The 23040-nt window shown below is 70.8% G+C and carries 22 protein-coding genes; 11 read left to right on the top strand and 11 right to left on the bottom strand.

The window, feature by feature from the left end:
• Positions 1-121 precede the first annotated feature (121 nt).
• The 3 genes from PBV52_RS27685 to PBV52_RS27675 form a co-directional block, all read right to left on the bottom strand.
• A complete protein-coding gene (locus PBV52_RS27685; protein WP_274241806.1) occupies positions 122-763 on the bottom strand; it encodes a TetR/AcrR family transcriptional regulator in 642 nt (213 codons plus the stop codon).
• On the bottom strand, positions 760-1584 hold the full coding sequence (locus PBV52_RS27680) for a sugar phosphate isomerase/epimerase (protein ID WP_274241804.1): 825 nt from the start codon (positions 1582-1584) through the stop codon (positions 760-762). Before PBV52_RS27680 ends, PBV52_RS27685 begins: the two co-directional genes overlap by 4 nt.
• Before the next feature lie 584 nt (positions 1585-2168).
• A complete protein-coding gene (locus PBV52_RS27675; RefSeq protein ID WP_274241802.1) occupies positions 2169-3101 on the bottom strand; it encodes a Ppx/GppA phosphatase family protein in 933 nt (310 codons plus the stop codon).
• Positions 3102-3175: 74 nt separating this feature from the next.
• Here PBV52_RS27675 and PBV52_RS27670 point away from each other — a divergent pair, with 74 nt between their 5' ends.
• Positions 3176-4060 (top strand): hypothetical protein, encoded by an 885-nt coding sequence (locus PBV52_RS27670; protein WP_274241801.1) that lies wholly within the window; start codon positions 3176-3178, stop codon positions 4058-4060.
• Positions 4061-4119: 59 nt separating this feature from the next.
• Here the strand turns inward: PBV52_RS27670 and PBV52_RS27665 are convergent, their stop codons facing one another.
• Positions 4120-5928 (bottom strand): hypothetical protein, encoded by a 1809-nt coding sequence (locus PBV52_RS27665; RefSeq protein ID WP_274241800.1) that lies wholly within the window; start codon positions 5926-5928, stop codon positions 4120-4122.
• A 182-nt stretch (positions 5929-6110) separates the two neighbouring features.
• Between PBV52_RS27665 and radA the strand changes: the two genes are divergently transcribed.
• Both radA and disA read left to right on the top strand, forming a co-directional pair.
• Entirely contained in the window at positions 6111-7520 is a 1410-nt protein-coding gene (gene radA, locus PBV52_RS27660) for a DNA repair protein RadA (protein WP_274241798.1), read from the top strand.
• Between the two features lie 81 nt (positions 7521-7601).
• Complete coding sequence (gene disA / locus PBV52_RS27655; RefSeq protein WP_128433552.1) at positions 7602-8726, top strand: DNA integrity scanning diadenylate cyclase DisA; 1125 nt, start codon at positions 7602-7604, stop codon at positions 8724-8726.
• A gap of 86 nt (positions 8727-8812) precedes the next feature.
• On the opposite strand, the gene PBV52_RS27650 is transcribed toward disA, so the two are convergent.
• Positions 8813-9637, bottom strand: coding sequence for a hypothetical protein (locus PBV52_RS27650; protein WP_274241796.1), 825 nt, complete (start codon positions 9635-9637; stop codon positions 8813-8815).
• A gap of 198 nt (positions 9638-9835) precedes the next feature.
• Between PBV52_RS27650 and PBV52_RS27645 the strand changes: the two genes are divergently transcribed.
• The gene (locus PBV52_RS27645) at positions 9836-10465 is read left to right on the top strand and encodes a phosphatase PAP2 family protein (protein WP_274241794.1); all 630 of its coding nucleotides are present in this window, start codon (positions 9836-9838) and stop codon (positions 10463-10465) included.
• 22 nt (positions 10466-10487) lie between these two features.
• Here the strand turns inward: PBV52_RS27645 and PBV52_RS27640 are convergent, their stop codons facing one another.
• On the bottom strand, positions 10488-11144 hold the full coding sequence (locus PBV52_RS27640; protein ID WP_274241793.1) for a response regulator transcription factor: 657 nt from the start codon (positions 11142-11144) through the stop codon (positions 10488-10490).
• Positions 11141-12637, bottom strand: a complete 1497-nt coding sequence (locus tag PBV52_RS27635; RefSeq protein WP_274241792.1) for a sensor histidine kinase — start codon at positions 12635-12637, stop codon at positions 11141-11143. Before PBV52_RS27635 ends, PBV52_RS27640 begins: the two co-directional genes overlap by 4 nt.
• A gap of 265 nt (positions 12638-12902) precedes the next feature.
• Here PBV52_RS27635 and PBV52_RS27630 point away from each other — a divergent pair, with 265 nt between their 5' ends.
• From PBV52_RS27630 to cseC, 5 genes are all read left to right on the top strand, one after another.
• A complete protein-coding gene (locus tag PBV52_RS27630; protein ID WP_274241790.1) occupies positions 12903-13838 on the top strand; it encodes an A/G-specific adenine glycosylase in 936 nt (311 codons plus the stop codon).
• Between the two features lie 342 nt (positions 13839-14180).
• Positions 14181-14720, top strand: a complete 540-nt coding sequence (locus PBV52_RS27625) for a SigE family RNA polymerase sigma factor (RefSeq protein WP_030961701.1) — start codon at positions 14181-14183, stop codon at positions 14718-14720.
• A gap of 86 nt (positions 14721-14806) precedes the next feature.
• The gene (locus tag PBV52_RS27620) at positions 14807-15466 is read left to right on the top strand and encodes a hypothetical protein (protein WP_274249624.1); all 660 of its coding nucleotides are present in this window, start codon (positions 14807-14809) and stop codon (positions 15464-15466) included.
• 124 nt (positions 15467-15590) lie between these two features.
• Entirely contained in the window at positions 15591-16295 is a 705-nt protein-coding gene (gene cseB, locus PBV52_RS27615; RefSeq protein ID WP_274241789.1) for a two-component system response regulator CseB, read from the top strand.
• On the top strand, positions 16184-17737 hold the full coding sequence (gene cseC / locus PBV52_RS27610; RefSeq protein WP_274249622.1) for a two-component system sensor histidine kinase CseC: 1554 nt from the start codon (positions 16184-16186) through the stop codon (positions 17735-17737). Before cseB ends, cseC begins: the two co-directional genes overlap by 112 nt.
• A 16-nt stretch (positions 17738-17753) precedes the next feature.
• On the opposite strand, the gene PBV52_RS27605 is transcribed toward cseC, so the two are convergent.
• From PBV52_RS27605 to PBV52_RS27595, 3 genes are all read right to left on the bottom strand, one after another.
• Positions 17754-18188 carry a VOC family protein gene (locus PBV52_RS27605; RefSeq protein WP_274241786.1) on the bottom strand — a complete coding sequence of 145 codons (435 nt, stop codon included), beginning with the start codon at positions 18186-18188 and terminating at the stop codon, positions 17754-17756.
• A 61-nt stretch (positions 18189-18249) separates the two neighbouring features.
• On the bottom strand, positions 18250-18690 hold the full coding sequence (locus tag PBV52_RS27600) for a helix-turn-helix transcriptional regulator (protein ID WP_274241785.1): 441 nt from the start codon (positions 18688-18690) through the stop codon (positions 18250-18252).
• A gap of 205 nt (positions 18691-18895) precedes the next feature.
• Positions 18896-20488, bottom strand: a complete 1593-nt coding sequence (locus tag PBV52_RS27595) for an MDR family MFS transporter (protein WP_274241783.1) — start codon at positions 20486-20488, stop codon at positions 18896-18898.
• Between the two features lie 128 nt (positions 20489-20616).
• On the opposite strand from PBV52_RS27595, the gene PBV52_RS27590 reads away from it, so the two are divergent.
• Positions 20617-21204 carry a TetR/AcrR family transcriptional regulator gene (locus PBV52_RS27590; RefSeq protein ID WP_274241782.1) on the top strand — a complete coding sequence of 196 codons (588 nt, stop codon included), beginning with the start codon at positions 20617-20619 and terminating at the stop codon, positions 21202-21204.
• A gap of 13 nt (positions 21205-21217) precedes the next feature.
• Here the strand turns inward: PBV52_RS27590 and PBV52_RS27585 are convergent, their stop codons facing one another.
• Positions 21218-21835 (bottom strand): M23 family metallopeptidase, encoded by a 618-nt coding sequence (locus PBV52_RS27585; RefSeq protein ID WP_274249620.1) that lies wholly within the window; start codon positions 21833-21835, stop codon positions 21218-21220.
• A 505-nt stretch (positions 21836-22340) separates the two neighbouring features.
• Between PBV52_RS27585 and PBV52_RS27580 the strand changes: the two genes are divergently transcribed.
• Positions 22341-23000: an HAD family acid phosphatase gene (locus PBV52_RS27580; protein WP_274241781.1), complete on the top strand. Its 660-nt coding sequence runs from the start codon at positions 22341-22343 to the stop codon at positions 22998-23000.
• Positions 23001-23040: the final 40 nt, after the last annotated feature.

Below are 23040 nucleotides of genomic sequence, written 5' to 3'. Positions count from 1 at the left end.
CAGGACTGCAAAGACTGCGATCAGAGACTTCTGACTGCTAACGAGCGTACGCCGGTCATCCAGAGGTCGGGACGAGGTGTCCGGAATACGGGATGAATGTCTCGTGGAGCAGGCGGGTGACTCACCCGTCGGCGGCGTAGCGTCCGGTGAGATGCCCCTGCACCACCGGCGCCACGCGCGCGATGATCTGCTCCGGGTCCGCCGACGCGATCGGCTCGATCTTGATGACGTACCGCATCATCGCGATGCCCACCAGCTGCGCGGCCGCGAGCTCGGCACGCAGTTCCGCGTCCGGGGCGTCGATCTCCCCGGCGATGCGGCGCAGCAGCTGAGCGGAGACCAGCCGCCGGAACACGGTGGCCGCGGCCTCGTTGTTGACCGCCGACCGGACGATCGCGAGCAGCGGCTTGCGGGTCACGGGGTTCTCCCAGAGCCCGAAGATGGTGCGGGTCATGCGCTCGCCGACGCCGTCGAGGGGCCCTTCGAGCACCGCGTCCCGCACCTTGAGGGCGGGCGCGAAGGCGACCTCCACGGCCGCCTCGAAGACCTGCTCCTTGGTGCCGAAGTAGTGGTGCACGAGGGCCGAGTCCACCCCGGCCGCCTTGGCGATGCCGCGCACGGACGTCTTCTCGTACCCCCGCTCGGAGAACTCCTCGCGGGCCGCGTCCAGGATGCGGTCGCGGGTGTCGGCGGATTCCGTACGAGGGGGCCGGCCCCGGCGTCGGGAGCTCACCCCTCCCCGCCCCGAGGTGGCGTCGGTCACGGTCGGGACACCTTCACCGACGAGGCCAGATGCAGCCGCGTGAAGGCGAGGGCCTCGGCGAGATCGGCCTCGCGTTCGGCACTGGACATCGCGCGGCGGGTGTTGACCTCGATGACGACGTGGCCGTCGAAGCCGGACAGGGCGAGACGCTCCAGCACCTGGGCGCAGGGCTGGTTGCCGCGGCCCGGGACGAGGTGCTCGTCCTTGGCCGACCCCCTGCCGTCCGCGAGGTGCACGTGCCCCAGCCGGTCTCCCATGCGATCGATCATCTGCAGCGCGTCGCTGCGGGCCGTGGCGGTGTGGCTGAGGTCGATCGTGAAGTGCCGGTAGTCGTCCTTCGTCACGTCCCAGTCGGGGGCGTACGCGAGCATCTCGCGGTCGCGGTAGCGCCAGGGGTACATGTTCTCGACGGCGAACCGCACATCCGTCTCGTTCGCCATCCGCCAGATACCGGCCACGAAGTCTCGGGCGTACTGGCGCTGCCAGCGGAACGGCGGGTGGACGACGACCGTGGAGGCCCCCAGCTTCTCGGCGGCCGCCTGGGCCCGCTGGAGCTTGGTCCAGGGGTCGGTGGACCACACGCGCTGGGTGATCAGCAGACAAGGGGCGTGTACGGCGAGGATCGGGATCTGGTGGTAGTCACTGAGCCGGCGCAGCGCCTCCATGTCCTGGCTGACCGGGTCGGTCCACACCATGACCTCGACACCGTCGTACCCGAGGCGCGCGGCGATCTCGAAGGCCGTCGCCGTCGACTCCGGATAGACCGAGGCCGTCGACAGGGCGACCTTCGCATCCGGGATGCGCACCACTGGTTCTGCCACGAGGGACAGAGTACGGGGCGCCAACGAACGCCGGGGAACCGATGCCGGCCCGACCACCACGGGGGTCTGCAATCGGCCAGGGGCGCGAACTGGTCATATGCCGGACGGCTGGAGCGGGGGCGCGGGCGGGTGGTGTGGTGGGGTTCACGCGGTTGCGCGGGTGGCTGCGGTCGGCTTTTCGCCCCCGCCGCCCCTACCCGTCCCATCCTGAAGGGACTCCGCCCCTTCCACCCCGCCAGGGGGCTCCGCCCCCCCTGGACCCCCATCGGCCCTGAACGGGCCTCGTCCTCAAACGCCGGACCGGCTGAGTGATGCCGACCGGCGCTGGAAAGCGAGTGCGGCCTTGTGAGGCGTAGCCCTACGTACCCGCAGCCGCGTACGGCGGGAAGGGGACGTGCCGGGGGTGTCCGCCCGCAGCGGCCGGCGTCAACACACAGCACCTCCTGCGCAACCGAGCCGCCGGACCGAGGACGGACACCCCCCGGCACGTCCCCGCCCCACAACACACCCGCACGCGCTACGCGAACCCCACCCCACCCGCACAGGCCGCCGCAGGCACCCCCGCCCCACCGCCGAAGGCCCCGTCACCCCACCGACAAGTGATCCAACCTCCGCAAGATCACGCCCTCCCGCAACGCCCAAGGACAGATCTCCAGCGTCTCCACCCCGAACAGATCCATCGCCCCCTCAGCCACCAACGCCCCCGCGAGCAGCTGCCCCGCGCGTCCCTCCGAGACGCCCGGCAGTTCCGCGCGCTCGGCGACCGTCATGCCCGCCAGCTGCGGAACCCAGCCCTCCAAGGACTCCCGCTTCAGCTCGCGCTGGACGTACACGCCCTCCGCGGAGCGGGCCGCGCCGGCGAGGCGGGCAAGCTGCTTGAACGTCTTCGACGTGGCGACCACATGATCAGGAGCCCCGAAGCGGCTGAATTCGCCGACCGTACGGGCGATCTGGGCCCGGGCATGCCGCCGCAGCGCCCGTATGTCCTCAGGATCGGGCGGATCCCCCGGCAGCCAGCCGGCCGTGAGCCGCCCCGCACCCAACGGCAACGACACCGCCGCATCCGGCTCCTCGTCGATGCCGTACGCGATCTCGAGGCTGCCGCCCCCGATGTCCAGCACCAACAGCTTCCCGGCCGACCACCCGAACCACCGCCGCGCGGCGAGAAACGTCAGCCGAGCCTCCTCCGCACCACTGAGAACCTGCAGCTCAACCCCGGTCTCAGCCTTCACGCGCGCGAGGACGTCATCGGCGTTGCTGGCCTCCCGCACCGCGGAGGTCGCGAAGGGCAGTACCTCCTCGACACCCTTGTCCTCGGCGGCCTGCAACGCCTCGTGGACGACGCCGATCAGTTTGTCGACCCCCTCGGGACCGATGGCCCCGCTGTCGTCGAGGAGTTGGGCAAGGCGCAGCTCCGCCTTGTGTGAGTGCGCAGGCAACGGGCGCGCGCCAGGGTGTGCATCCACCACCAGCAGATGCACAGTGTTCGATCCCACGTCGAGGACACCGAGTCTCATGTACGGAACGCTACTGCCACCTGGGCGGTCCTCCGTCCTCGAAGGCGCGGCCGCGGACGCCGTACCCTGGTCCCGTGCCAAAGACGAAAAAGGCGAAGAACGAAAAGATGGACAAATCTCCCAAGGATTCCTCGAAGGGTTCCTCCCGGGGTTCTTCGCAGGCGAAGGCAGCAACCAAGCCCAAGAAGCCGAAGAGCGACTCCCCTGAACCGGACGAGAAGGGGCTCGACTTCGCGCGCGCATGGGTGGAGTTCCCTGATCCGGCGGACGACGAGCAGATCTTCCGCTGTGATCTGACATGGCTGACCTCCCGTTGGAACTGCATCTTCGGCAGCGGCTGCCAGGGCATCCAGGCAGGCCGCGCGGACGACGGCTGCTGCACGCTGGGCGCGCACTTCTCGGACGAGGACGACGAGAAGCGCGTCGCCGAACATGTGGCGAGGCTCACGCCGGAGATCTGGCAGCACCACGACGAGGGCACGGAGCACGGCTGGATCTCGGAGGACGAGGACGGCGACCGCCAGACGCGCCCCTACAACGGCTCGTGCATCTTCCAGAACCGCCCCGGTTTCGCGGGCGGCGCGGGCTGCTCGCTGCACATCCTCGCCCTGAAGGAGGGCCGCGAGCCGCTGGAGACCAAGCCGGACGTCTGCTGGCAGCTGCCGGTGCGGCGGACGTACGACTGGATCGACCGGCCCGACGACACGCGCGTGCTGCAGGTGTCGATCGGTGAGTACGACCGCCGCGGCTGGGGCCCGGGCGGCCACGACCTGCACTGGTGGTGCACCTCGGCGACCTCGGCGCACGGCGCCGGTGACCCGGTGTACGTGTCCTACCGGCCCGAGCTGATCGAGCTGATGGGCAAGGCGGGCTACGACCGCCTGGTCGAGTTGTGCGAGGCACGGCTGGCGTCCCAGCTGCCGTTGCTGGCACCGCATCCGGCGGATCCTGTCGGCTAGCAGGTCGGCCGGGACGTCGGCGGGGACCTCGGTCGGGAGACCGACCGGCGACCGGCGTACTACGACGTCGACGGGCTCGGATCGCCGCTGCCGCTGGGCGGCGGCGGCGAGTCCCCCGGACCGGATGGGCCGGACGGACCTGACGGGCCCGACGGCGACGGCTCGCCGGCCGTGGGTGACGGATCGGGCGACGAGGGCGGCGGCTCGCTGGGCGTGGGGTCGGGCGGAGCCGAGGTCGTCGGCGCCGGATCGGGCCCGGTGGACGACGGCGGGCTGCCGGGCGTCCCGGGGTCGGTCGGATCGCCGGGATGGGTGGGGTCGGTGGGGTACGGGTCCGGGCCCGGGCCGTGACCTGGGTCGGACGGGCTGGGGGCGGTGCCGTAGCCCTCGATGGAGACGAGAGCGCCGGCGGGTGAGATCGCCACGCGCGCGCTCCAGTACCCGGACGGCTCGCGCAGATGGTCGACGTACACCTTGATCGTCAACGACTCGCCGGGCGCCAGCGTTCCCGTCGACTGACTCAGATAGAGCCAGTGCGCACCGGTGGTCGCGGACCATCGCACCGGCGCGCGCCCCGTCGCCGTGAGGGTGACGAGCGTGGTGTCACCGCTGTTGCCGGCCGACACCTCCAGCTGCCCGGCGCCCGCCCCGCGCGCGCCTCCGACGCTGATGACCTCCACGGAGACATCGGGTCTGGCGCGATCACCGAAACGGTCGCCGCGCTTGGCGCTCGCGCTGCCGGCGTTCTCATAGCCGCCGTCCGCGGTCTCCCCGTCGAGGGTGCCGGGGCCGTGCGCCTCGCTCGCGCTGGCCGAGTGGCCGTCGACTCCCTCGCCGGTCGGGGTGGACCGGTAGGCGGCCCACAGGGCGAGGACCGGGGCGGCGACGACGGTGGCGACGACGGTCGTCGTGACGGCACGCGCGCGTAGCCGGTCCCTGCGGGCGGCACGGTCCTTCGGGTCCATCGGGAAGCCACGCCGGTCGAAGCGCGGCACGGCAGCGCCCCGCGCGCGCGGGTGGTGCGCCAGGGCCACGTGCAGGGCCGCGCGGGGTGCCTCCAGGACGGGCAGTTCGGCGGGGGTGACGGCCGCGCCGGGCCACCGGCCGGGGATCGCGCGCTCGGCGGTACGGCGGCAGCGCGGGCAGTCGTCGACGTGCCGGACGAGCTCGCGGCGCAGGGCCGTGCCGAGCACGAGCTGGTTGTCACCGGTGAGCCGGGCGACGCTCGGACAGGTGCCGGTCTCGACGACGGCGAGGGCCGCGCGCGTGCGCTCGACCTCGCAGGCGGCGGAGGCGAGCAGTTCGCGGGCGGCGGCCAGGTCCATGCCGAGGACGGCGGCGACCTCGTGTGCGGCGAGGTGGTGGCGTACGGCGAGTTCGAGGGCCTCGCGCTGCTCCGGGGTGGTGCCGGCGGCCTCCGGCCAGGCGAGCAGGGCGAGTTCGCGGCGCCGCTGCTCCTGGACCTCCTCCGCGACGGGCGGGCCGGCGGCCTGCGCTCCCGCCTGCCGATGGGCGCCGGGCCGGCTCGCCGCATGGCTGCCCGGACGTTTCTGCTTGGCCTCGGCCAGCTTGCGCAGGCATGCCCAGCGGGCCAGCGCGTACAGCCAGGGCCGGCGGTCCGCGGCGGCCTGCGGCACCCGCTGGCCGCGCCGCTCGGCGAGCGCGAGGACGTCGCCGAGGGCGGCGGTCGCGGCGTCGTGGTCGCACAGGACGGACAGGCAGTAGGTGAACAGCCCGTCCAGGTACGGCTCGTAGCGCGCGGGCGGCCGCTGCGCCAACGTACGCGCCGCCGCCCGGTCACGCGCCTCCCGGTGCGCTCGATGGGCGCCGGTGGTGCGGGTCGAGGTCTCCGGACTGCTGCTCATCATTGGTGGACCGTAGGGGGCCGGAAGTGGCGCCTTCTCCCTGCTTGAGCTCTTTTAATCCATACGGGTGAAACGATCCCTCAATAGAGGACAGGAACGCCGAATTCCGTGGTTTGTGCATGACGAAGCGGCGCTGTCCACGCAGCCGTACGGCGTTGTCAGTGGGCTCGGTTACGGTTCTTCGCATGGCTGCCCGTACCAAGACCACGAAGGACCGCCCGTCCTACCGCTGCACGGAGTGCGGCTGGCAGACGGCCAAGTGGCTCGGCCGCTGCCCCGAGTGCCAGGCGTGGGGGACGGTCGAGGAGTACGGCGCGCCCGCGGTCCGTACGACGACGCCGGGGCGGGTGACGACGTCCGCGGTGCCCATCGGGCAGGTCGACGGCCGGCAGGCCACCGCGCGGTCCACCGGCGTGCCCGAGCTGGACCGCGTGCTCGGCGGCGGACTGGTGCCCGGCGCGGTGGTGCTCCTCGCGGGCGAACCCGGCGTCGGCAAGTCCACGCTCCTGCTCGACGTGGCGGCCAAGTCGGCGAGCGACGCGCACCCCACGCTCTATGTCACCGGTGAGGAGTCGGCGAGCCAGGTGCGCCTGCGCGCCGACCGCATCGGCGCCATCGACGACCATCTCTATCTCGCCGCCGAGACCGATCTGGCCGCCGTGCTGGGCCACTTGGACGCGGTGAAGCCGTCGCTGCTCATCCTCGACTCCGTACAGACCGTGGCCTCCCCGGAGATCGACGGCGCGCCCGGCGGCATGGCACAGGTCCGCGAGGTCGCCGGCGCCCTGATCCGGGCGTCCAAGGAGCGCGGGATGTCCACGCTCCTTGTGGGACACGTCACCAAGGACGGCGCCATCGCCGGACCTCGCCTCCTGGAGCACCTCGTGGACGTGGTGCTCAGCTTCGAGGGCGACCGGCACGCGCGTCTGCGGCTCGTACGGGGCGTCAAGAACCGCTACGGCGCGACGGACGAGGTCGGCTGCTTCGAACTGCACGATGAGGGCATCGTGGGCCTTGCCGACCCAAGCGGACTTTTCCTGACCCGTCGTGCCGAACCGGTCCCGGGCACTTGCCTGACGGTGACCCTGGAGGGCCGCCGCCCCCTGGTGGCCGAGGTCCAGGCGCTCACGGTCGACTCGCAGATCCCCTCCCCCCGCCGCACGACATCCGGCCTGGAGACGTCCCGCGTCTCGATGATGCTGGCCGTGCTGGAGCAGCGCGGGCGGATCAGTGCGCTCGGCAAGCGGGACATCTACTCCGCGACGGTCGGCGGAGTGAAGCTCTCGGAGCCCGCGGCGGACCTCGCCGTCGCCCTCGCGCTGGCCTCCGCCGCCAGCGACACCCCCCTGCCCAAGAACCTCGTCGCGATCGGCGAGGTGGGCCTCGCGGGCGAGGTCAGACGGGTGACGGGCGTGCAGCGCAGGCTCGCCGAGGCGCACCGCCTGGGCTTCACGCACGCGCTCGTGCCGGGCGACCCGGGCAAGATCCCTGCGGGCATGAAGGTGCTGGAAGTGGCCGACATAGGGGACGCCCTCCGGGTCCTTCCGCGCTCGCGTCGGCGAGAGGCCCCACGGGACGAGGAGGACCGCCGGTAGACTTTGCCCTGGTCTCGCCCGTCCGTACGAACCAAGTGTGCGAAACGGGAGCGCCCCAGAACCTGCGACCGGAGGAGTGCAGTGGCAGCCAACGACCGGGGAGCAGCTCCCGGAAAGTCCGGTGGGAGTGCCGGTTCCGATGGCCTGATGCGCGCCTCGCTGAGCGCGGTGGCTCCCGGCACGGCCCTGCGCGACGGACTGGAGCGAGTGCTCCGCGGCAACACCGGCGGGCTCATCGTGCTCGGCTTCGACAAGACCGTAGAGACGATGTGTACGGGCGGATTCGTCCTGGATGTCGAGTTCGCGGCGACCCGGCTGCGGGAGCTGTGCAAGCTCGACGGCGGCATCGTGCTGTCGTCCGACCTGTCGAAGATCCTGCGGGCGGGCGTGCAGTTCGTGCCTGACGCGACGATCCCGACGGAGGAGACGGGCACCCGGCACCGCACGGCGGACCGGGTCAGCAAGCAGGTCGGCTTCCCGGTGGTGTCGGTCTCCCAGTCGATGCGGCTCATCGCGCTGTACGTCGACGGTCAGCGCCGCGTCCTGGAGGACTCGGCGGCGATCCTCTCCCGCGCCAACCAGGCCCTGGCGACCCTGGAGCGCTACAAGCTCCGCCTCGACGAGGTCGCGGGAACGTTGTCAGCACTGGAGATCGAGGACCTGGTGACGGTCCGCGACGTCTCCGCGGTCGCCCAGCGACTGGAGATGGTCCGCCGTATCGCGACCGAGATCGCCGAGTACGTGGTGGAGCTGGGCACGGACGGCCGCCTTCTGGCGCTCCAGCTGGACGAGTTGATCGCGGGCGTGGAGCCCGAGCGCGAGCTCGTGGTGCGCGACTACGTCCCCGAGCCGACGGCCAAGCGTTCCCGCACGGTCGACGAGGCCCTGTACGAGCTGGACGCCCTCACCCACGCCGAGCTCCTCGAACTTGCCACCGTGGCGAGGGCATTGGGCTACACGGGATCCCCGGAGGCGCTGGACTCGGCGGTCTCCCCGCGCGGCTTCCGCCTCCTGGCGAAGGTGCCGAGGCTGCCCGGCGCGATCATCGACCGCCTGGTGGAGCACTTCGGCGGCCTGCAGAAGCTGCTCGCGGCGAGCGTGGACGACCTGCAGACCGTGGACGGCGTGGGCGAGGCCCGGGCGCGGAGCGTGCGGGAGGGGCTGTCGCGACTGGCCGAGAGCTCGATCCTGGAGCGGTACGTCTAGCTGGATCCTGGAGCGGTACGTCTAGTCGGCGCCGGTACATCCAGTAGACAGCCGACGGCCCCGTCGCGGATCTCCCGGCGGAGCGCTCAGTCGTTCTCCAGCACGAACGACGTCTGCGCCGTCCCGAACCCGGGCGTCTTGGCCTCCACCAGATACGTCCCCGCCTCGGCCGACCCCGCGGCGGGCGTCGCGCACTGCGGAGCGCTCGCCTGGCGGTCCCACTTCACCGTGTACGTGATCTTCGAACCGGCGGGCACCCGGAACACCAGGCTTCCGGAGACCTTGGGGCAGTCGGCGGAGGACCAGAAGTCGTCCTCGGCTCCCGCCTGAGTGATCGTCACCACCGAGTTCTTCGGGCCGAGATCGATCTTGCAGTCGTAGCTGGAGGTGTTCGTCGCGGTCAGCAGCAGGGCGGGCGTCCGGCCGGGCTCGTACGCGTTGTGGAGGCTGCTCACCGTCAACTTCACCGCGCCCGCGATGCAGTCGGTCAGCGTGGAGCCCGCAGCGACCGTGTCGTCCACGCCGACGCCGGTCCCCGAGCCGCCACCCGCGGATCCGCTGCCCGAGTCGTCCGACCCGCCGGAGCCGTCGGAACCGTCGTCCCCGGTCCCCGTGCCGGAGCCGTCACCGGAGCCCGACCCGCCAGAGTCCCCGCCGCCGGGCGACTCGTCCCGCCCGCCCGGCGCTTGACTGATCGCCGGCCCCGAAGTCGACGGGCCCGGCGTGATCGTCGAGGGCTCGGGATTCTTGCCGTCGGATCCGCCCGCGTTGTTCTTGCCGCCTCCGCCCCCCGAGGTGAGCACCCAGGTGGTCAGCAGCGCCAACACGGCGACCACGGACAGCATGACGACCCTCCGTCGCCAGTAGATGGAGGAGGGAAGCGGCCCGACAGGATTGCGCAGAGATCCCACGGCGCAAACTGTACGAGAGATCGGTGCGTCTCCTTGCTCCACCCGCCGCCGAAGGCCGCAACTTTTCCGGATCATCATCCCGGAAGCCCGCTCGGCAACCACTCCGCGACGACCACCCCACCCCTGTCTTCCGTCGGGTGCGGCACCTGACGATCGCAGGATGTGACGGTATCGGCCCGCCGCCTACGGTCCGTGACCATGGACTTCGAGGACGCCGAGCTCTACCGGGACATCACCGACTTCGCCCAGGACACCCCAACGTGGGTACAGCACACCGCCGAGATATGGACGGAGGCCGGACTGCTGCTGTTCGCCGCGCTGTTCGTCACCACCTGGTGGCGAGCGCGGCGCGACACCACCCGGACGTTCGCGATCGCGGCCCTTGCACCTCTGGCCACGGCCACGGCGTACCTCTGCAGTGAGCTCCTCAAGTCCGTTGTCACGCAGGAGCGTCCGTGCCGGGCGGTCCCGGAAGCAGTCACCCCGCTCAGCACCTGCCCGCCGCCCGGCGACTGGTCCTTCCCCAGCAACCACGCCACCATCGCGGGCGCCGCCGCCGTCACCCTGGCCCTGACCAGGCGCGCACTCCTGTGGCTGACGGCACCCCTGGCCCTTCTCATGGCCTTCTCCCGCGTCCTCGTCGGCGTGCACTACCCGCACGACGTCGCCGCGGGCCTCGCCCTTGGCGCGCTGGTCGCGATGACGGCCGTACGACTGGCCACCGGCCCGGCGACGCGGCTGGCGGAGGCGATGCGCGCGGCGGCCGCACCGGCGTTCGTGCGGTGGTTGACCAGGCGGGCGCGGTCCGGACAGCCGTATCGCCGTTGAACCTCACGGCACTTCCTCGCGGCTACTCCACCATCCCCGCCTCGTACGCCACGATCGCCGCCTGTACCCGATTGCGCACCCCCAACCGGTCGAGCACCGCGCTCACATACGCCTTCACCGTGCCCTCGACGAGGTGCAGCCGGGCGGCGATCTCCGGGTTGGACAGGCCCGCGCCGACGAGCCCGAGCACCTCGCGCTCACGCGGGCTGAGCTCGGCCACGCGCGCGCGTGCGGTGGCCTCGCGGCCGAGTCGCCCGTCGCTGCCGCCCAGGCCGTCGATGACGTACCGCGCCACCTTCGGCGACAGAAAGGCCGCGCCGCCCGCCACCGCCCGTACGCCGGCGATCAGTTCGTACGGGTCCCCGGACTTCAGCAGGAAGCCGGTGGCGCCGCCGCCGAGCGCACGGGCCACGTAGGCCTGTTCGGAGAAAGTGGTGAGCATCGCCACGGCTGTGCCGGGGACGGTCCGTACGATCTCCTCGGCCGCCGCGAGCCCGTCCAGGCGGGGCATACGGATGTCCAGCAGGGCCACGTCCGGCCGGTGCGCCCGGGCCAGCTCGACCGCCTCGCGCCCGTCACCCGCCTCCGCGACGACCTCGGTCTCACCACCACTCGCCAGGATGGCGCGCACACCGGCCCGCACCATCGCCTCGTCGTCGGCCAGCAGTACGCGGATCACCGTACGAACTCCTCATCTGCGGAGCGGCGTTGGGACAGGCCGGCTCTGGGGATCACGTCCTTGGCGACCAGCCGTTCGTCGTCGTCGAAGCAGAGTCTGAAGTGGTCGACGGAGACGAGGAGTTCGCCACTCGCGCGGTAGTAGCGGCAGTCGCCGTCCTTCGGGGGCGGCACCGGCGCGCGCTCCACGGGCGCGTCGCGCACGGTGCGATCCGGCAGGACGTGAGCGAGGTCGTGGGCCGACGCCCCGAGCCGCAGCTCGGCGTAGGCCGCGGGCGACAGCACCGAGTGCGTCTCCGTGTACGCGTACCAGGCGAACCCTCCGCCGACGAGTACGACGCCCGCGCCGGCCGCACCCACGAGGGCGAGGGCGATACGACGGCGCGCCTGGGTGAAGGGCGCGGTGTGCGGGGCCGGGGTCGGCGTCGGCCGTACCGTCGTAGCGACAGCCTGCTCGGGGACGTACGCCCGCACCCGGAAGCCGTCCCCGTACGGACCGGCCTCGAAGTCGCCGTCGACGGCGGTGACGGCGGCGCGGAGGGATTGCAGGCCGGTGCCGCCGGAGCGGGTCGGCGTGACCGACGAGCCCCGTCCGCTCGTCACCGTGACCGTCGTACCGTCGGCTTCCCTTTCCTTGGCCGCTGCCACGGTGACCTCGGCACCCGGCGCGTGCCGGGCCGCGTTGGTCAGCGCCTCGCGGACCACCCGGTACAGGACTCGCTCGGCGACCCCGCCCGGTTCCGGCGGGGAGTGGACCGTCTCCCACCGCACCGGCAGCCCCGACTCGGCGGCGCGTGCCACGAGTTGCTCGACGGTCTCCCCCGGCGGAGTCAGCGAGAGCGGCTCGTTCTCCTCCCGCAGGACGCCGATGATGCGGTGCAGCCGGTCGGTGGCGTCGGCGGCGGCCGCGCGCAGGTCGGCGGCGGCGGTGCGGTGGTGGTCCGGGAGGTCGGGGGCGACCTGGAGGGCGCCCGCGCGCAGGGCGATCAGGCTCAGCTCGTGGCCCAGGGAGTCGTGCATGTCCTGGGCGATCCGGGCCCGTTCGCGCAGCCGGGCCCGCTCCTCGGCGATGCGCTGCTCGCCCTCCAGCCGCGCGGCCCGCGTCCAGCCGGCCTCGGCCAGCTCACGGCTCTGCCGCCAGTAGCGGCCACCGAGCCAGGGGAACACACAGCCGAAGAGCAACGTGCCCGTCAGCACCACCCATTCCGGCGCCGGATCGACCCCGAGGAGCGCGATCCTCGCCGCACCGAGACAGCCGACGGCCCCGAAGACGACCGCCGCCGGGCGCACCCGGTCCGCGCGCAGACCGAGCAGCAGCGCGAAGACGCCGAGCGCCGGGCCGTAGGAGACGGTGAACAGGGCGGGCGCGGCGGCCAGACTCAGTACGGCCGTCAGCCCGAAGGCCACCAAGGGGTGTCGCCGGGCCCCGGCGACCGCGGCGGCGAGCACGACCAGCCCGGCCACCTGCTGCCACACGGCACGCGGCTCGTTCATCCCGAGACGGTCGGCCGTGAGCGCGGGCGACGCGAGGGCAGCCCAGCAGAGGCAGGCCCGCCATGTGCGAGGACGTTCCATCCGCCCGACGCTACAAGCGGCTGGCGGGGAGCCACTGCTGCCGATCGTCAGGTGCGATGCGCTCTTTGCGCCCCAGGCCCGGGGAACCGCAACCCACCGCAACTCACCACAACCAGCAGCCACAACGCACCGGCACCCGCACCTACCCACCCGACCGCCACCGGCATGGCAGGATCGGAAGGCCATGACTGCGCCCACGAAACCCCCGCACAGCCACCGCGCCGACGCCGGCTCGGACGCCCCCCTCGCCCTGCCTCTGCAGGAAACCGTCATCGACTGGTTCGACGAGAACGCCCGCGACCTCCCCTGGCGGCGCCCCGAGGCCGGGCCCTGGGGGGTGATGGTCAGTGAGTTCATGCTGCAGCAGACGCCCGTGAACCGCGTCCTGCCCATCTACGAACAGTGGCTCGCCCGCTGGCCCCGCCCGGCCGACCTGGCCAAGGAGGCCCCCGGCGAGGCCGTGCGTGCCTGGGGCCGGCTCGGCTACCCGCGCCGCGCGCTGCGGCTGCACGGCGCCGCCGTCGCCATAGCGGAACGGCACGGCGGGGACGTACCGACCGACCACGCCCAGCTCCTCGCGCTGCCCGGCATCGGCGAGTACACGGCGGCCGCGGTGGCCTCCTTCGCGTACGGCCAGCGGCACCCCGTCCTGGACACCAACGTCCGCCGGGTCTTCGCCCGCGCCGTCACCGGCGTGCAGTACCCGCCGAACGCCACCACCGCCGCCGAGCGCAAGCTCGCCCGCACCCTGCTCCCCGACGACGAGCGCACCGCCGCCCGCTGGGCCGCCGCCTCCATGGAACTCGGCGCGCTGGTGTGCACCGCGAAGAACGAGTCGTGTCACCGCTGCCCGATCGCCGCACTGTGCGCCTGGCAGCTCGCGGGCAAGCCCGAGCACGACGGCCCGCCGCGCCGCGGCCAGACGTACGCCGGCACCGACCGCCAGGTGCGCGGCAAGCTGCTCGCCGTGCTCCGCGAGGCGCACACGCCCGTCCCGCAGGCGGCCCTCGACCGGGTGTGGCACGAGCCGGTGCAGCGCGCCCGTGCCCTGGACGGCCTTGTCGCGGACGGTCTGGTGGAGCCGCTGCCGGGCGGGATGTACCGACTGCCGCTGACCTGATGCCCGCCCTGGCCCGCGAGTCGGCCTGACGCACAGTCACATCACAGCCGTAGGCCCTCTGCAACACACGACACACAGCGGCCGCATGGCTACTGCACCGCCATCACCCCACCAAATCACCCCATACCTGCTCCAATCGATCGACCGTTTTACCCCTTTCCTGATTCCGTTACACAACCGACGGACAGCCGAGCGCTAGCCGCAGGCTGCTTCGGACAGCGCCGTGACAACGCCTCCGTAGCTTCATTTCCGTACCCGACAAGCGGGGACGACTACGAACCACAGGCAGTGAGACCGACGGCGAACGGGCCGGCCGGACACGGGGAATCGGAGGCGGTCAACATGGCGCAGGGAGAGGTGCTCGAGTTCGAGGAGTACGTCCGCACCCGGCAGGACGCGCTGCTGCGCAGCGCCCGCCGACTGGTCCCGGACCCGGTGGACGCCCAGGACCTGCTGCAGACGGCGCTGGTGCGGACGTACCACCGCTGGGACGGCATCGCGGACAAGCGGCTCGCGGACGCCTACCTGCGCCGCGTCATGATCAACACGCGCACCGAGTGGTGGCGGGCCCGCAAGCTGGAGGAGGTGCCCACCGAGCAGCTCCCGGACGCCTCGGTCGAGGACTCCACCGAGCAGCACGCCGACCGCGCCCTGCTGATGGACATCATGAAGGTGCTGGCACCGAAGCAGCGCAGTGTCGTGGTGCTGCGACACTGGGAGCAGATGTCCACGGAGGAGACGGCCGCCGCCCTCGGCATGTCGGCCGGAACGGTCAAGAGCACGCTGCACCGGGCGCTCGCCCGGCTCCGCGAGGAGCTGGAGAGCCGCGATCTGGACGCACGCGCGCTGGAGCGTGAGGAGCGGGAGCGTTGCGCGGCCTAGGCACCACAGCGGGCGGCACCGGGCACCCGGGCAGGACCGGGCACACGGACAAGGGTGACAGGGACACGGACGGGGATTCCGAGGACGTGGGCCCCGAGCGCCCCGGGCCCGCACCCGCCCGGGGAACCTTGCAGGCGGCGTTCACGGCGGTGGCCGTGGTCGTCGCCCTCGCCCTTTTCGCCTCCGCGTGCGCCACCGGCGGCACCGGCGCCCGCGACGAGGGACCGGCGCACGACGCGGCGGGCGGCTCGGCCGTCTCGGCGTCGCTCGCCGCATCGCCCTCCGCCTCGGCTACCCCGGATCCGGGGGAGGCCGTCCGGCTGGTCAAGGCGGACCCCGCGGTCTCGGCGGAGGTCAAGCGCGAGCTGAAGCCGTGCGTGTCCGACGACTATCCCGTCGACGTGTCCTACGGCGACCTGACCGGCGGACCGGCGGACGACATCGTGGTCAACGTCCTGTCCTGCAGCGATCAGGTCGGGGTCGCCTCGTATGTGTACCGCGAGCAGCGCGGCGCCTACCGCAATGTGTTCAAGACCGAGGAGCCGCCGGTCTACGCGGAGATCGACCGCGGCCTGCTGGTGGTGACCAAGCAGGTGTACGCCAAGGACGACGCGCTGTCGAACCCGTCCAGCGAGTACGTGATCCAATACCTGTGGACCTCCGACCGCTTCGTCCAGAAGCACCGCTGGCGCACCGACTACGGCACCCTCGGTGGCGGTGACGAGTCGGCGGCGCCCGACAGCTGAGGGCCGTCCGCGACAGCGGTGAACGCATCGGACGCTCCACGCGTCCCCCAAGTGGACACACACGACGCACCTCCAAGTACACACGGCATACGGCACACGGCACACGAGGACTGAGAGCACCGGGATGGCAGACCAGACCCACGTTCTGTTCGTCGAGGACGACGACGTCATCCGCGAGGCCACCCAGCTCGCCCTGGAGCGGGACGGCTTCGCGGTCACCGCCATGCCCGACGGGCTGTCGGGCCTGGAGGCGTTCCGGGCGGACCGGCCGGACATCGCGTTGCTGGACGTCATGGTCCCGGGCCTGGACGGCGTCAGCCTGTGCCGCCGTATCCGCGACGAGTCGACCGTGCCGGTGATCATGCTGTCGGCGCGCGCGGACTCGATCGACGTGGTGCTGGGCCTGGAGGCGGGCGCGGACGACTACGTCACCAAGCCGTTCGACGGTGCCGTGCTGGTCGCGCGGATCCGCGCCGTGCTGCGCCGCTTCGGGCACGCCGGCCGTGATGAGCGGGCGGACGGCGCCGGATCGGCGGCCAGCGGCGGGGTGCTGGCCTTCGGCGATCTGGAGGTCGACACCGAGGGCATGGAGGTGCGCAGGGACGGGCAGCCGGTGGCGCTCACGCCGACCGAGATGCGGCTGCTGCTGGAGTTCTCCTCCGCGCCGGGCACGGTGCTGTCGCGGGACAAGCTGCTGGAGCGCGTGTGGGACTACGGCTGGGGCGGCGACACCCGCGTCGTCGACGTCCATGTGCAGCGACTGCGTACGAAGATCGGCCAGGACCGCATCGAGACGGTCCGCGGCTTCGGCTACAAGTTGAAGGCCTGAGCGGGGCGGGCATGAGGGGGACCTTTCGACACCCGGCCGCGTCCGGCGCCGGGCACGCGAGCCTCACGGACTCGGCGGACATCGCGGGCCAGGCCATGATCGGCCGTACGGGCAGGCGCGCGAGCAGACGCATGGGCGGCCGGGTCGCCATTCGTACGGGCCTGAGGTGGAAGCTGAGCGCGGCGATCGCGCTGGTCGGCGCGCTCGTGGCGGTCGTGCTGAGCCTGGTCGTGCACAACCAGGCCCGGGTCTCGATGCTGGACAGCGCGCGCGACCTCGCCGACGAGCGCATCCAGATCGCCCAGCGCAGCTACGAGCAGTCCAAGCGGCTGAACTTCCCCAACGCCACGATCGACGACCCGGAGCTGCCGGCGGCGCTGCGGGAGAAGGTCGAGGAGGGCCGGCGGGCGACGTACGTGACCGACACGCCGAGCGGCGCGCCGGACATCTGGGCGGCCGTACCGCTCAACAACGGGCATGTGCTGTCGCTGCGCAGCGGCTTCACCGACCGCAGCGGTCACATCCTCAACCGCCTCGACCAGGCCATGATCATCGGCTCCATCTCGGTCGTCCTCGGCGGCAGCGCGCTCGGCGTGCTCATCGGCGGGCAGCTGTCGCGCCGGCTGCGCAAGGCGGCGGCCGCGGCGAACCAGGTCGCGAGCGGGGAGCCGGACGTGCGGGTGCGGGACGCCATCGGGGGTGTCGTACGGGACGAGACCGACGACCTGGCGAGCGCGGTGGACGCCATGGCGGACGCGCTGCAGCAGCGGCTGGAGGCGGAGCGCCGGGTCACCGCGGACATCGCGCACGAGCTGCGCACGCCGGTGACCGGTCTGCTGACGGCGGCCGAACTGCTGCCGCCCGGCCGGCCCACCGAGCTGGTCCTGGACCGGGCGAAGGCCATGCGCACGCTCGTCGAGGACGTCCTGGAGGTGGCCCGCCTGGACAGCGCCTCGGAGCGGGCCGAGCTGCAGGGCATCATGCTGGGCGAGTTCGTCAGCCGACGGGTGGCGGCGAAGGATCCCGCCATCGAGGTGCGGGTCATCCACGAGTCGGAGGTCACGACCGACCCGCGGCGCCTGGAGCGAGTGCTGTTCAACCTGCTGGCGAACGCGGCCAGGCACGGCAGGCCGCCGATCGAGGTCAGCGTCGAGGGCCGGGTCATCCGGGTCCGCGACCACGGCCCCGGTTTCCCCGAGGACCTGCTCGCCGACGGCCCCAGCCGCTTCCGCACCGGCAGCAGCGACCGCTCCGGCCACGGCCACGGCCTCGGCCTGACGATCGCGGCAGGTCAGGCCCGGGTCCTCGGCGCCCGCCTGACCTTCCGCAACGTACGTCCGGCGGGCGCCCCGGAGCATGTGCCGGCGGAGGGCGCGGTGGCCGTCCTCTGGCTCCCGGAGCATGCGCCGACGAACACGGGGAGCTACCCTATGCTGCCGTAGCGGCGCCGGGGCAGGCTCACCCGAACGACTTGGAGAAGTCGAGCTCCTCACTCCGCTCGGTCAGCGAGTACCAGTTGCCGTTGTCGTCGCGGAAGATCGCCTCTATGCCGTACGGCCGCTCCTGGGGCTCCTGGATGAACTCCACCCCGCGCGCCTTGAAGGTCTCGTAGTCCCTCCGGCAGTCATCGGTCCGGAACGCCCCGGCCCCGATGACCCCCTTCCCGACGAGCTTCTTCAGCGCCTCGGAGGACTCGGGGTCGAGCCCCGGCCCATCGAGACTCATCAGCGCGAGCTCGACATCCGGCTGATCCTTGGCGCCCACGGTGACCCACCGCATATCGCCCATGGAGAGGTCGTTCCGCACCTCGAAGCCGATCTTCTCGGTGAAGAACGCCTTGGTGCGCTGCTGGTCAAACGTCCATACGGTGGTGATGCCGAGGCCCTTGATCATGACGCTGCTCTCCCGTGCTCTGGCTTGTCGTTCCTCTCCGTCACGGTAGGCAGGGGCGAGGTCAGCACGCTTCTCCAGAGTTGCTCTCCTGCGCCTGCGCCTCATCCGCCCGCCGCCGAAAGCCCCCGGCCCACAACATCGCGTAGCACCCCGGTATCAACGCGGCCCCGCGCCCGACATGCTTCTCCCGGTACTCGGTCGGGGTCAGCGCGGTCCGCGCCTTGAACTTCGCCGAGAACGTACCGACGCTGCTGAACCCGACCAGATGGCAGATCTCCGTCACGGCCAGATCGGCCCCCCGCAGATACTCCTCGGCCCGCTCGATCCGCCGATGCGTCAGATACTGCCCCGGCGTCTGCCCGTACGCCGCCTTGAACGCCCGCACGAAGTGATACCGCGAGTACCCGGCATGCGCGGCCACGGCATCCAGGTCGAGCCCGGGGTCGGCCCAGTCCCGATCCATGGCGTCCTTCGCCAGCCTCAACTGCCGCACTTTGCCCATACCGCCGATGGTGACACGCCCCACTGACAATGCCGGCGGTCGCCTGCCGGCGCCGGTCGGCATCACTCAGCCGGTCCGGCGTTTGAGGACGAGGCCCGTTCAGGGCCGACGGGGGTTCAACAAAAGGCAGCGGCCCCCGGGCAGAACATCCCCCGAGGGCCCCACACGCACCGCCTGATCAGACGGCCTACTCAGACGGCCTAGGTCAGACCGCCTCCACCACCGCAGCCTTGGCCGCCGCATCGTCCGCAGCCCCAGCGTCCCCCTTCGGCCCCGCCCCCCTGAGCGGCACCTCCTTCACAAACACAGCCGCCACCAAGGCCACCACAGCGATCACGGCCCCCAGCAGAAACGCCGAATGCGTCCCAGAAGACACCGCATGCTGATACGCCTCCTTCACAGCGACCGGCAACCTCTCCAGACCCGCCGCATCCAGCTGCGCCGACTGCTCGGTCACCTTCGCCCCCAGCGCCCCGCCCCGCTCGGCCATGACGTCCTGCACGCGGCTGTTGAACAGCGCCCCCATGATCGCGACACCGAACGAGGACCCGAGCGTACGGAAGAGCGTGGTGGACGAGGACGCGACGCCCATGTCCTTCATCTCGACACTGTTCTGCGCGACCAGCATCGTGATCTGCATCAGACAGCCCATACCGAGCCCGACCACGGCCATGTAGACACCGGACGTGAACCGGCTGGTCCCGGTGTCCATCAGCGACAGCAGATACAGCCCGGCGATCATCAGCACACTGCCGACCACCGGGAACGCCTTGTACCGTCCGGTGCTCGTGGTCACCCGCCCCGCGACCATCGAGGTGACCAGCATCGCCCCGAGCATCGGCAGCAACAGCAGCCCGGAATTGGTGGCGGTAGCACCCTGCACCGACTGCTGATACAGCGGCAGGAACAGCGTCGCACCGAACATCACGAACCCGGTGATGAACCCGATCACGGACATCAGCGTGAAGTTCCGGCTGCGGAAGATGTGCAGCGGCACGACCGGCTCCGCCGCCTTGGTCTGCCAGAACACGAACCCGACGAGCGCCGCGACCCCGATCCCGATGAGCTCCATGATCACCGCGGACGTCCAGGCGTACTCCGTACCGCCCCACGTGGTGACCAGCACGATCGCGGTGATCCCCACGGTCAGCAGCGCCGCCCCCAGGTAGTCGATCCGCGCCTGCGTCCGCTTCTTCGGCAGATGCAGTACGGCACTGATCGCGGCGAGCGCGACGATACCGAGCGGCAGGTTGATGTAGAAGGCCCAGCGCCAGCCCCAGTGGTCGGTGATGGTGCCACCGACCAGCGGCCCGCCGATCATCGCGAGCGCCATCACGCCGGCCATCATGCCCTGGTACTTGCCCCGCTCCCGCGGCGGAATCAGATCACCGATGATCGCCATGACGCCGACCATCAGGCCACCGGCACCGAGCCCCTGCACCGCCCGGAACGCGATCAGCTGCCCCATGCCGTGGGCCATGCCGCTCAGCGCGGAGCCGATCAGAAACAGCACGATCGACGACATGAAGACGCCCTTGCGTCCGTACATGTCGCCGAGCTTGCCCCACAGCGGAGTGGAGGCCGCGGTCGCCAGCGTGTACGACGTCACGACCCACGACAGATGCTCCAGACCGCCCAGATCACCCACGATCGTCGGCATCGCCGTGCCCACGATCATGTTGTCGAGCATCGCGAGCATCATCGTGATCATCAGCGCAAGCAGCACGACCCGTACGCTCTTCGGCTGTTTCCCGCCCGGCTCCGCCGCCCCCGACTCAACTGACTTCGTGTCCGCCATGATTCCCTCTCCCCCGGCCACTCGCTTGCACTTACTTGCCGCCCGGCTAGTTGTCTACACTCAGGGAAGGTAGGCGCGTAACTAGCCGGGCGTCAAGTAAGTTTTGTGGAAAGCCGAGGAGTACGAGGATGGGTGGCACCATGGACGGCACCAAGCAGCGGCGCCGCGGGAACACCCGCCAGCGCATCCAGGACGTAGCCCTCGAACTCTTCGCCGAACAGGGCTACGAGAAGACCTCCCTGCGCGAGATCGCTGAGCGCCTGGAGGTCACGAAAGCGGCCTTGTACTACCACTTCAAGACCAAGGAAGAGATCATCGTCAGCCTCTTCGAGGACCTGACGAAGCCGATCGAGGACCTGATCGAGTGGGGCAAGCAGCAGCCGCACACACTCGAGACCAAGCAGGAGATCGTGCGCCGCTACAGCCAGACCCTGACCGGCGCGGCCCCGCTGTTCCGCTTCATGCAGGAGAACCAGGCCACGGTCCGTGAGCTGAGCATCGGCGAGATGTTCAAGAACCGCATGCTCAGCATGCGCGACATCATCATCGATCCGGACGCCGACCTCGTCGACCAGGTCCGCTGCATCAGCGCCCTGTTCACGATGCACGCCGGGATGTTCGTCCTGAAGGACCTCGAAGGCGACCCCGAGGAGAAGCGCAAGGCCGTCCTCGAGGTCGCCACGGATCTGATCACCCAGGCGCACAAGGGCGCCTGACCGGCTCAGAGACTCAGATCTTCAGACCCTTGGCCCGCAGGAAGGCGACGGGGTCGACCGCGGAGCCGTAGTTGGCGGTCGTACGGATCTCGAAGTGCAGGTGCGGCCCGCTGGAGTTACCGGTGTTGCCGGACTTGGCTATGTGCTGCCCGGCCTTGACGACCTGGCCGACCTTCACGTCGATGCGCGACAGGTGGGCGTACTGGGAGTAGGTCCCGTTGCCGTGCTTGATGACGACGGCGTTGCCGTACGCGGGACCGTCACCTGCGCCGTTGCCGCCGGCCTTGACGACGGTGCCGCCGTGCGCGGCCACGACCTGGGTGCCGCTGGCGACGGCGAAGTCCTGCCCGCTGTGGGTGGACTGCCACATGCCGCCCGCCTGGGCGAAGCTGGCGGACTTCGTGTACTTCTTCACCGGGCTCACCCAGGAGACGGCCTTCTTGGCGGGGGCCTTCTTCGCGGCGGCCTGAGCCTGTACGGCGGTGGAGACACCGGTGGCGGAGGTCATCTCGGCGGCGACCGCGCCTCCGGCGCCCAGCACGACCGAGGCCCCCAGGCCGGCGGCCAGCACAGCGGCACGGTTGCGGATCGAGGACGTACGGGACGGACGGAACGAGAAGCGCGGGGACATTCGAAACCTCATGGGGACGACGACAGAGAGAACCACCCGGCGCACAAGCCCTCACCGGATGGCCATCCCTTGGTAACCCGGCTCCCCTCGAACCCCAAAACCCCTGATCTACGACGGACGCTAGTACTCCCCCACAAAAATCCCCGCATCTTGACAGAGCACTCAATACGGACGAACCAGTATTGACGCCGAAATCAGACGCAGGATGACGCGGGATTTCGAGTTGAACATCCCTTTTGTCCGTGATCCCGTTTCCACTATTCCCGCTAGTAACGGACAAATCGCCTGTGCGGCACATCACCGCCGAGCGCAATCGCGAGACCCCGGAATGTGACGGGCGCTACGCCTTCCACTCCGCTTTTCCGCAACAAATCGGCGCCCAACTATGTGAGCGACGCCTCAAGTTGAGCTACCGTCCGGTAACCCGCTGGTTCCCCACCAGCCACCCGCACCCACGAACATGCACGCGACAACCCAGCGCACGTGACGTGAGAGGACCCCCCACATGACGCTTCGCCCCTGGGCTCGCCGAATAACGGTCAGCACCGTCTCCGCGGCAGCCCTCGTGGCACTCGCGGTCCCCGCGGACGCCATGACGACCGCGACCACGAGCACCTCCGCCACCACCACCGCCGCCACCGCCACCGGCACCGGCACGGCAGCAGCCGAGGATGTCGACTACGACACCTGGCAGAAGGACTGCCAGGCGGTGATGGACCAGGCGTTGCCGTACCTGAAGCAGCGGATCGCGAACACCAAGCCGGGTGAGAAGCAGGCGATCGTCTTCGACATCGACAACACCACCCTGGAGACGGACTTCGGCTTCAGCTACCCGCAGCCGGCCAACGGGCCGGTCCTGGCGGTCGCCAAGTACGCCCAGGAGCACGGCGTCTCCCTGTTCTTCGTGACCGCCCGCCCGGGCATCATCTACTCGGTGACCGACTACAACCTCAAGCACGTCGGTTACCAGGTATCCGGCCTCTACGTGCGCAGCTTCGTCGACCTCTTCAAGAACGTCGCCGACTACAAGACGGCCCAGCGCGTCGACATCGAGTCGAAGGGCTACACGATCATCGCGAACGTCGGCAACAGCACCACCGACCTGTCGGGCGGCCACGCCGAGAAGACGTACAAGCTGCCGGACTACGACGGGCAGTTGTCGTAAGCCACCCCGTCCTGGGCATGCGAAAGGGGCCGGTGCTGGA

It is taken from the genome of Streptomyces sp. T12 (assembly GCF_028736035.1).
Classification (GTDB): domain Bacteria; phylum Actinomycetota; class Actinomycetes; order Streptomycetales; family Streptomycetaceae; genus Streptomyces.
The sequence above is the reverse complement of the archived record's forward strand: the minus strand, read 5'-3'. Positions and strand labels throughout refer to the sequence as shown.

Excerpts from the sequence above, each read along its gene's own strand:
- PBV52_RS27675 (WP_274241802.1), bottom strand. The coding sequence starts at position 3,101 with ATGAGACTCGGTGTCCTCGACGTGGGATCGAACACTGTGCATCTGCTG.
- PBV52_RS27665 (WP_274241800.1), bottom strand. The coding sequence starts at position 5,928 with ATGATGAGCAGCAGTCCGGAGACCTCGACCCGCACCACCGGCGCCCAT.
- radA (WP_274241798.1), top strand. The coding sequence starts at position 6,111 with ATGGCTGCCCGTACCAAGACCACGAAGGACCGCCCGTCCTACCGCTGC.
- PBV52_RS27645 (WP_274241794.1), top strand. The coding sequence starts at position 9,836 with ATGGACTTCGAGGACGCCGAGCTCTACCGGGACATCACCGACTTCGCC.
- PBV52_RS27635 (WP_274241792.1), bottom strand. The coding sequence starts at position 12,637 with ATGAACGAGCCGCGTGCCGTGTGGCAGCAGGTGGCCGGGCTGGTCGTG.
- PBV52_RS27630 (WP_274241790.1), top strand. The coding sequence starts at position 12,903 with ATGACTGCGCCCACGAAACCCCCGCACAGCCACCGCGCCGACGCCGGC.
- PBV52_RS27625 (WP_030961701.1), top strand. The coding sequence starts at position 14,181 with ATGGCGCAGGGAGAGGTGCTCGAGTTCGAGGAGTACGTCCGCACCCGG.
- cseB (WP_274241789.1), top strand. The coding sequence starts at position 15,591 with ATGGCAGACCAGACCCACGTTCTGTTCGTCGAGGACGACGACGTCATC.
- PBV52_RS27605 (WP_274241786.1), bottom strand. The coding sequence starts at position 18,188 with ATGATCAAGGGCCTCGGCATCACCACCGTATGGACGTTTGACCAGCAG.
- PBV52_RS27600 (WP_274241785.1), bottom strand. The coding sequence starts at position 18,690 with ATGGGCAAAGTGCGGCAGTTGAGGCTGGCGAAGGACGCCATGGATCGG.
- PBV52_RS27595 (WP_274241783.1), bottom strand. The coding sequence starts at position 20,488 with ATGGCGGACACGAAGTCAGTTGAGTCGGGGGCGGCGGAGCCGGGCGGG.
- PBV52_RS27590 (WP_274241782.1), top strand. The coding sequence starts at position 20,617 with ATGGGTGGCACCATGGACGGCACCAAGCAGCGGCGCCGCGGGAACACC.
- PBV52_RS27585 (WP_274249620.1), bottom strand. The coding sequence starts at position 21,835 with ATGTCCCCGCGCTTCTCGTTCCGTCCGTCCCGTACGTCCTCGATCCGC.
- PBV52_RS27580 (WP_274241781.1), top strand. The coding sequence starts at position 22,341 with ATGACGCTTCGCCCCTGGGCTCGCCGAATAACGGTCAGCACCGTCTCC.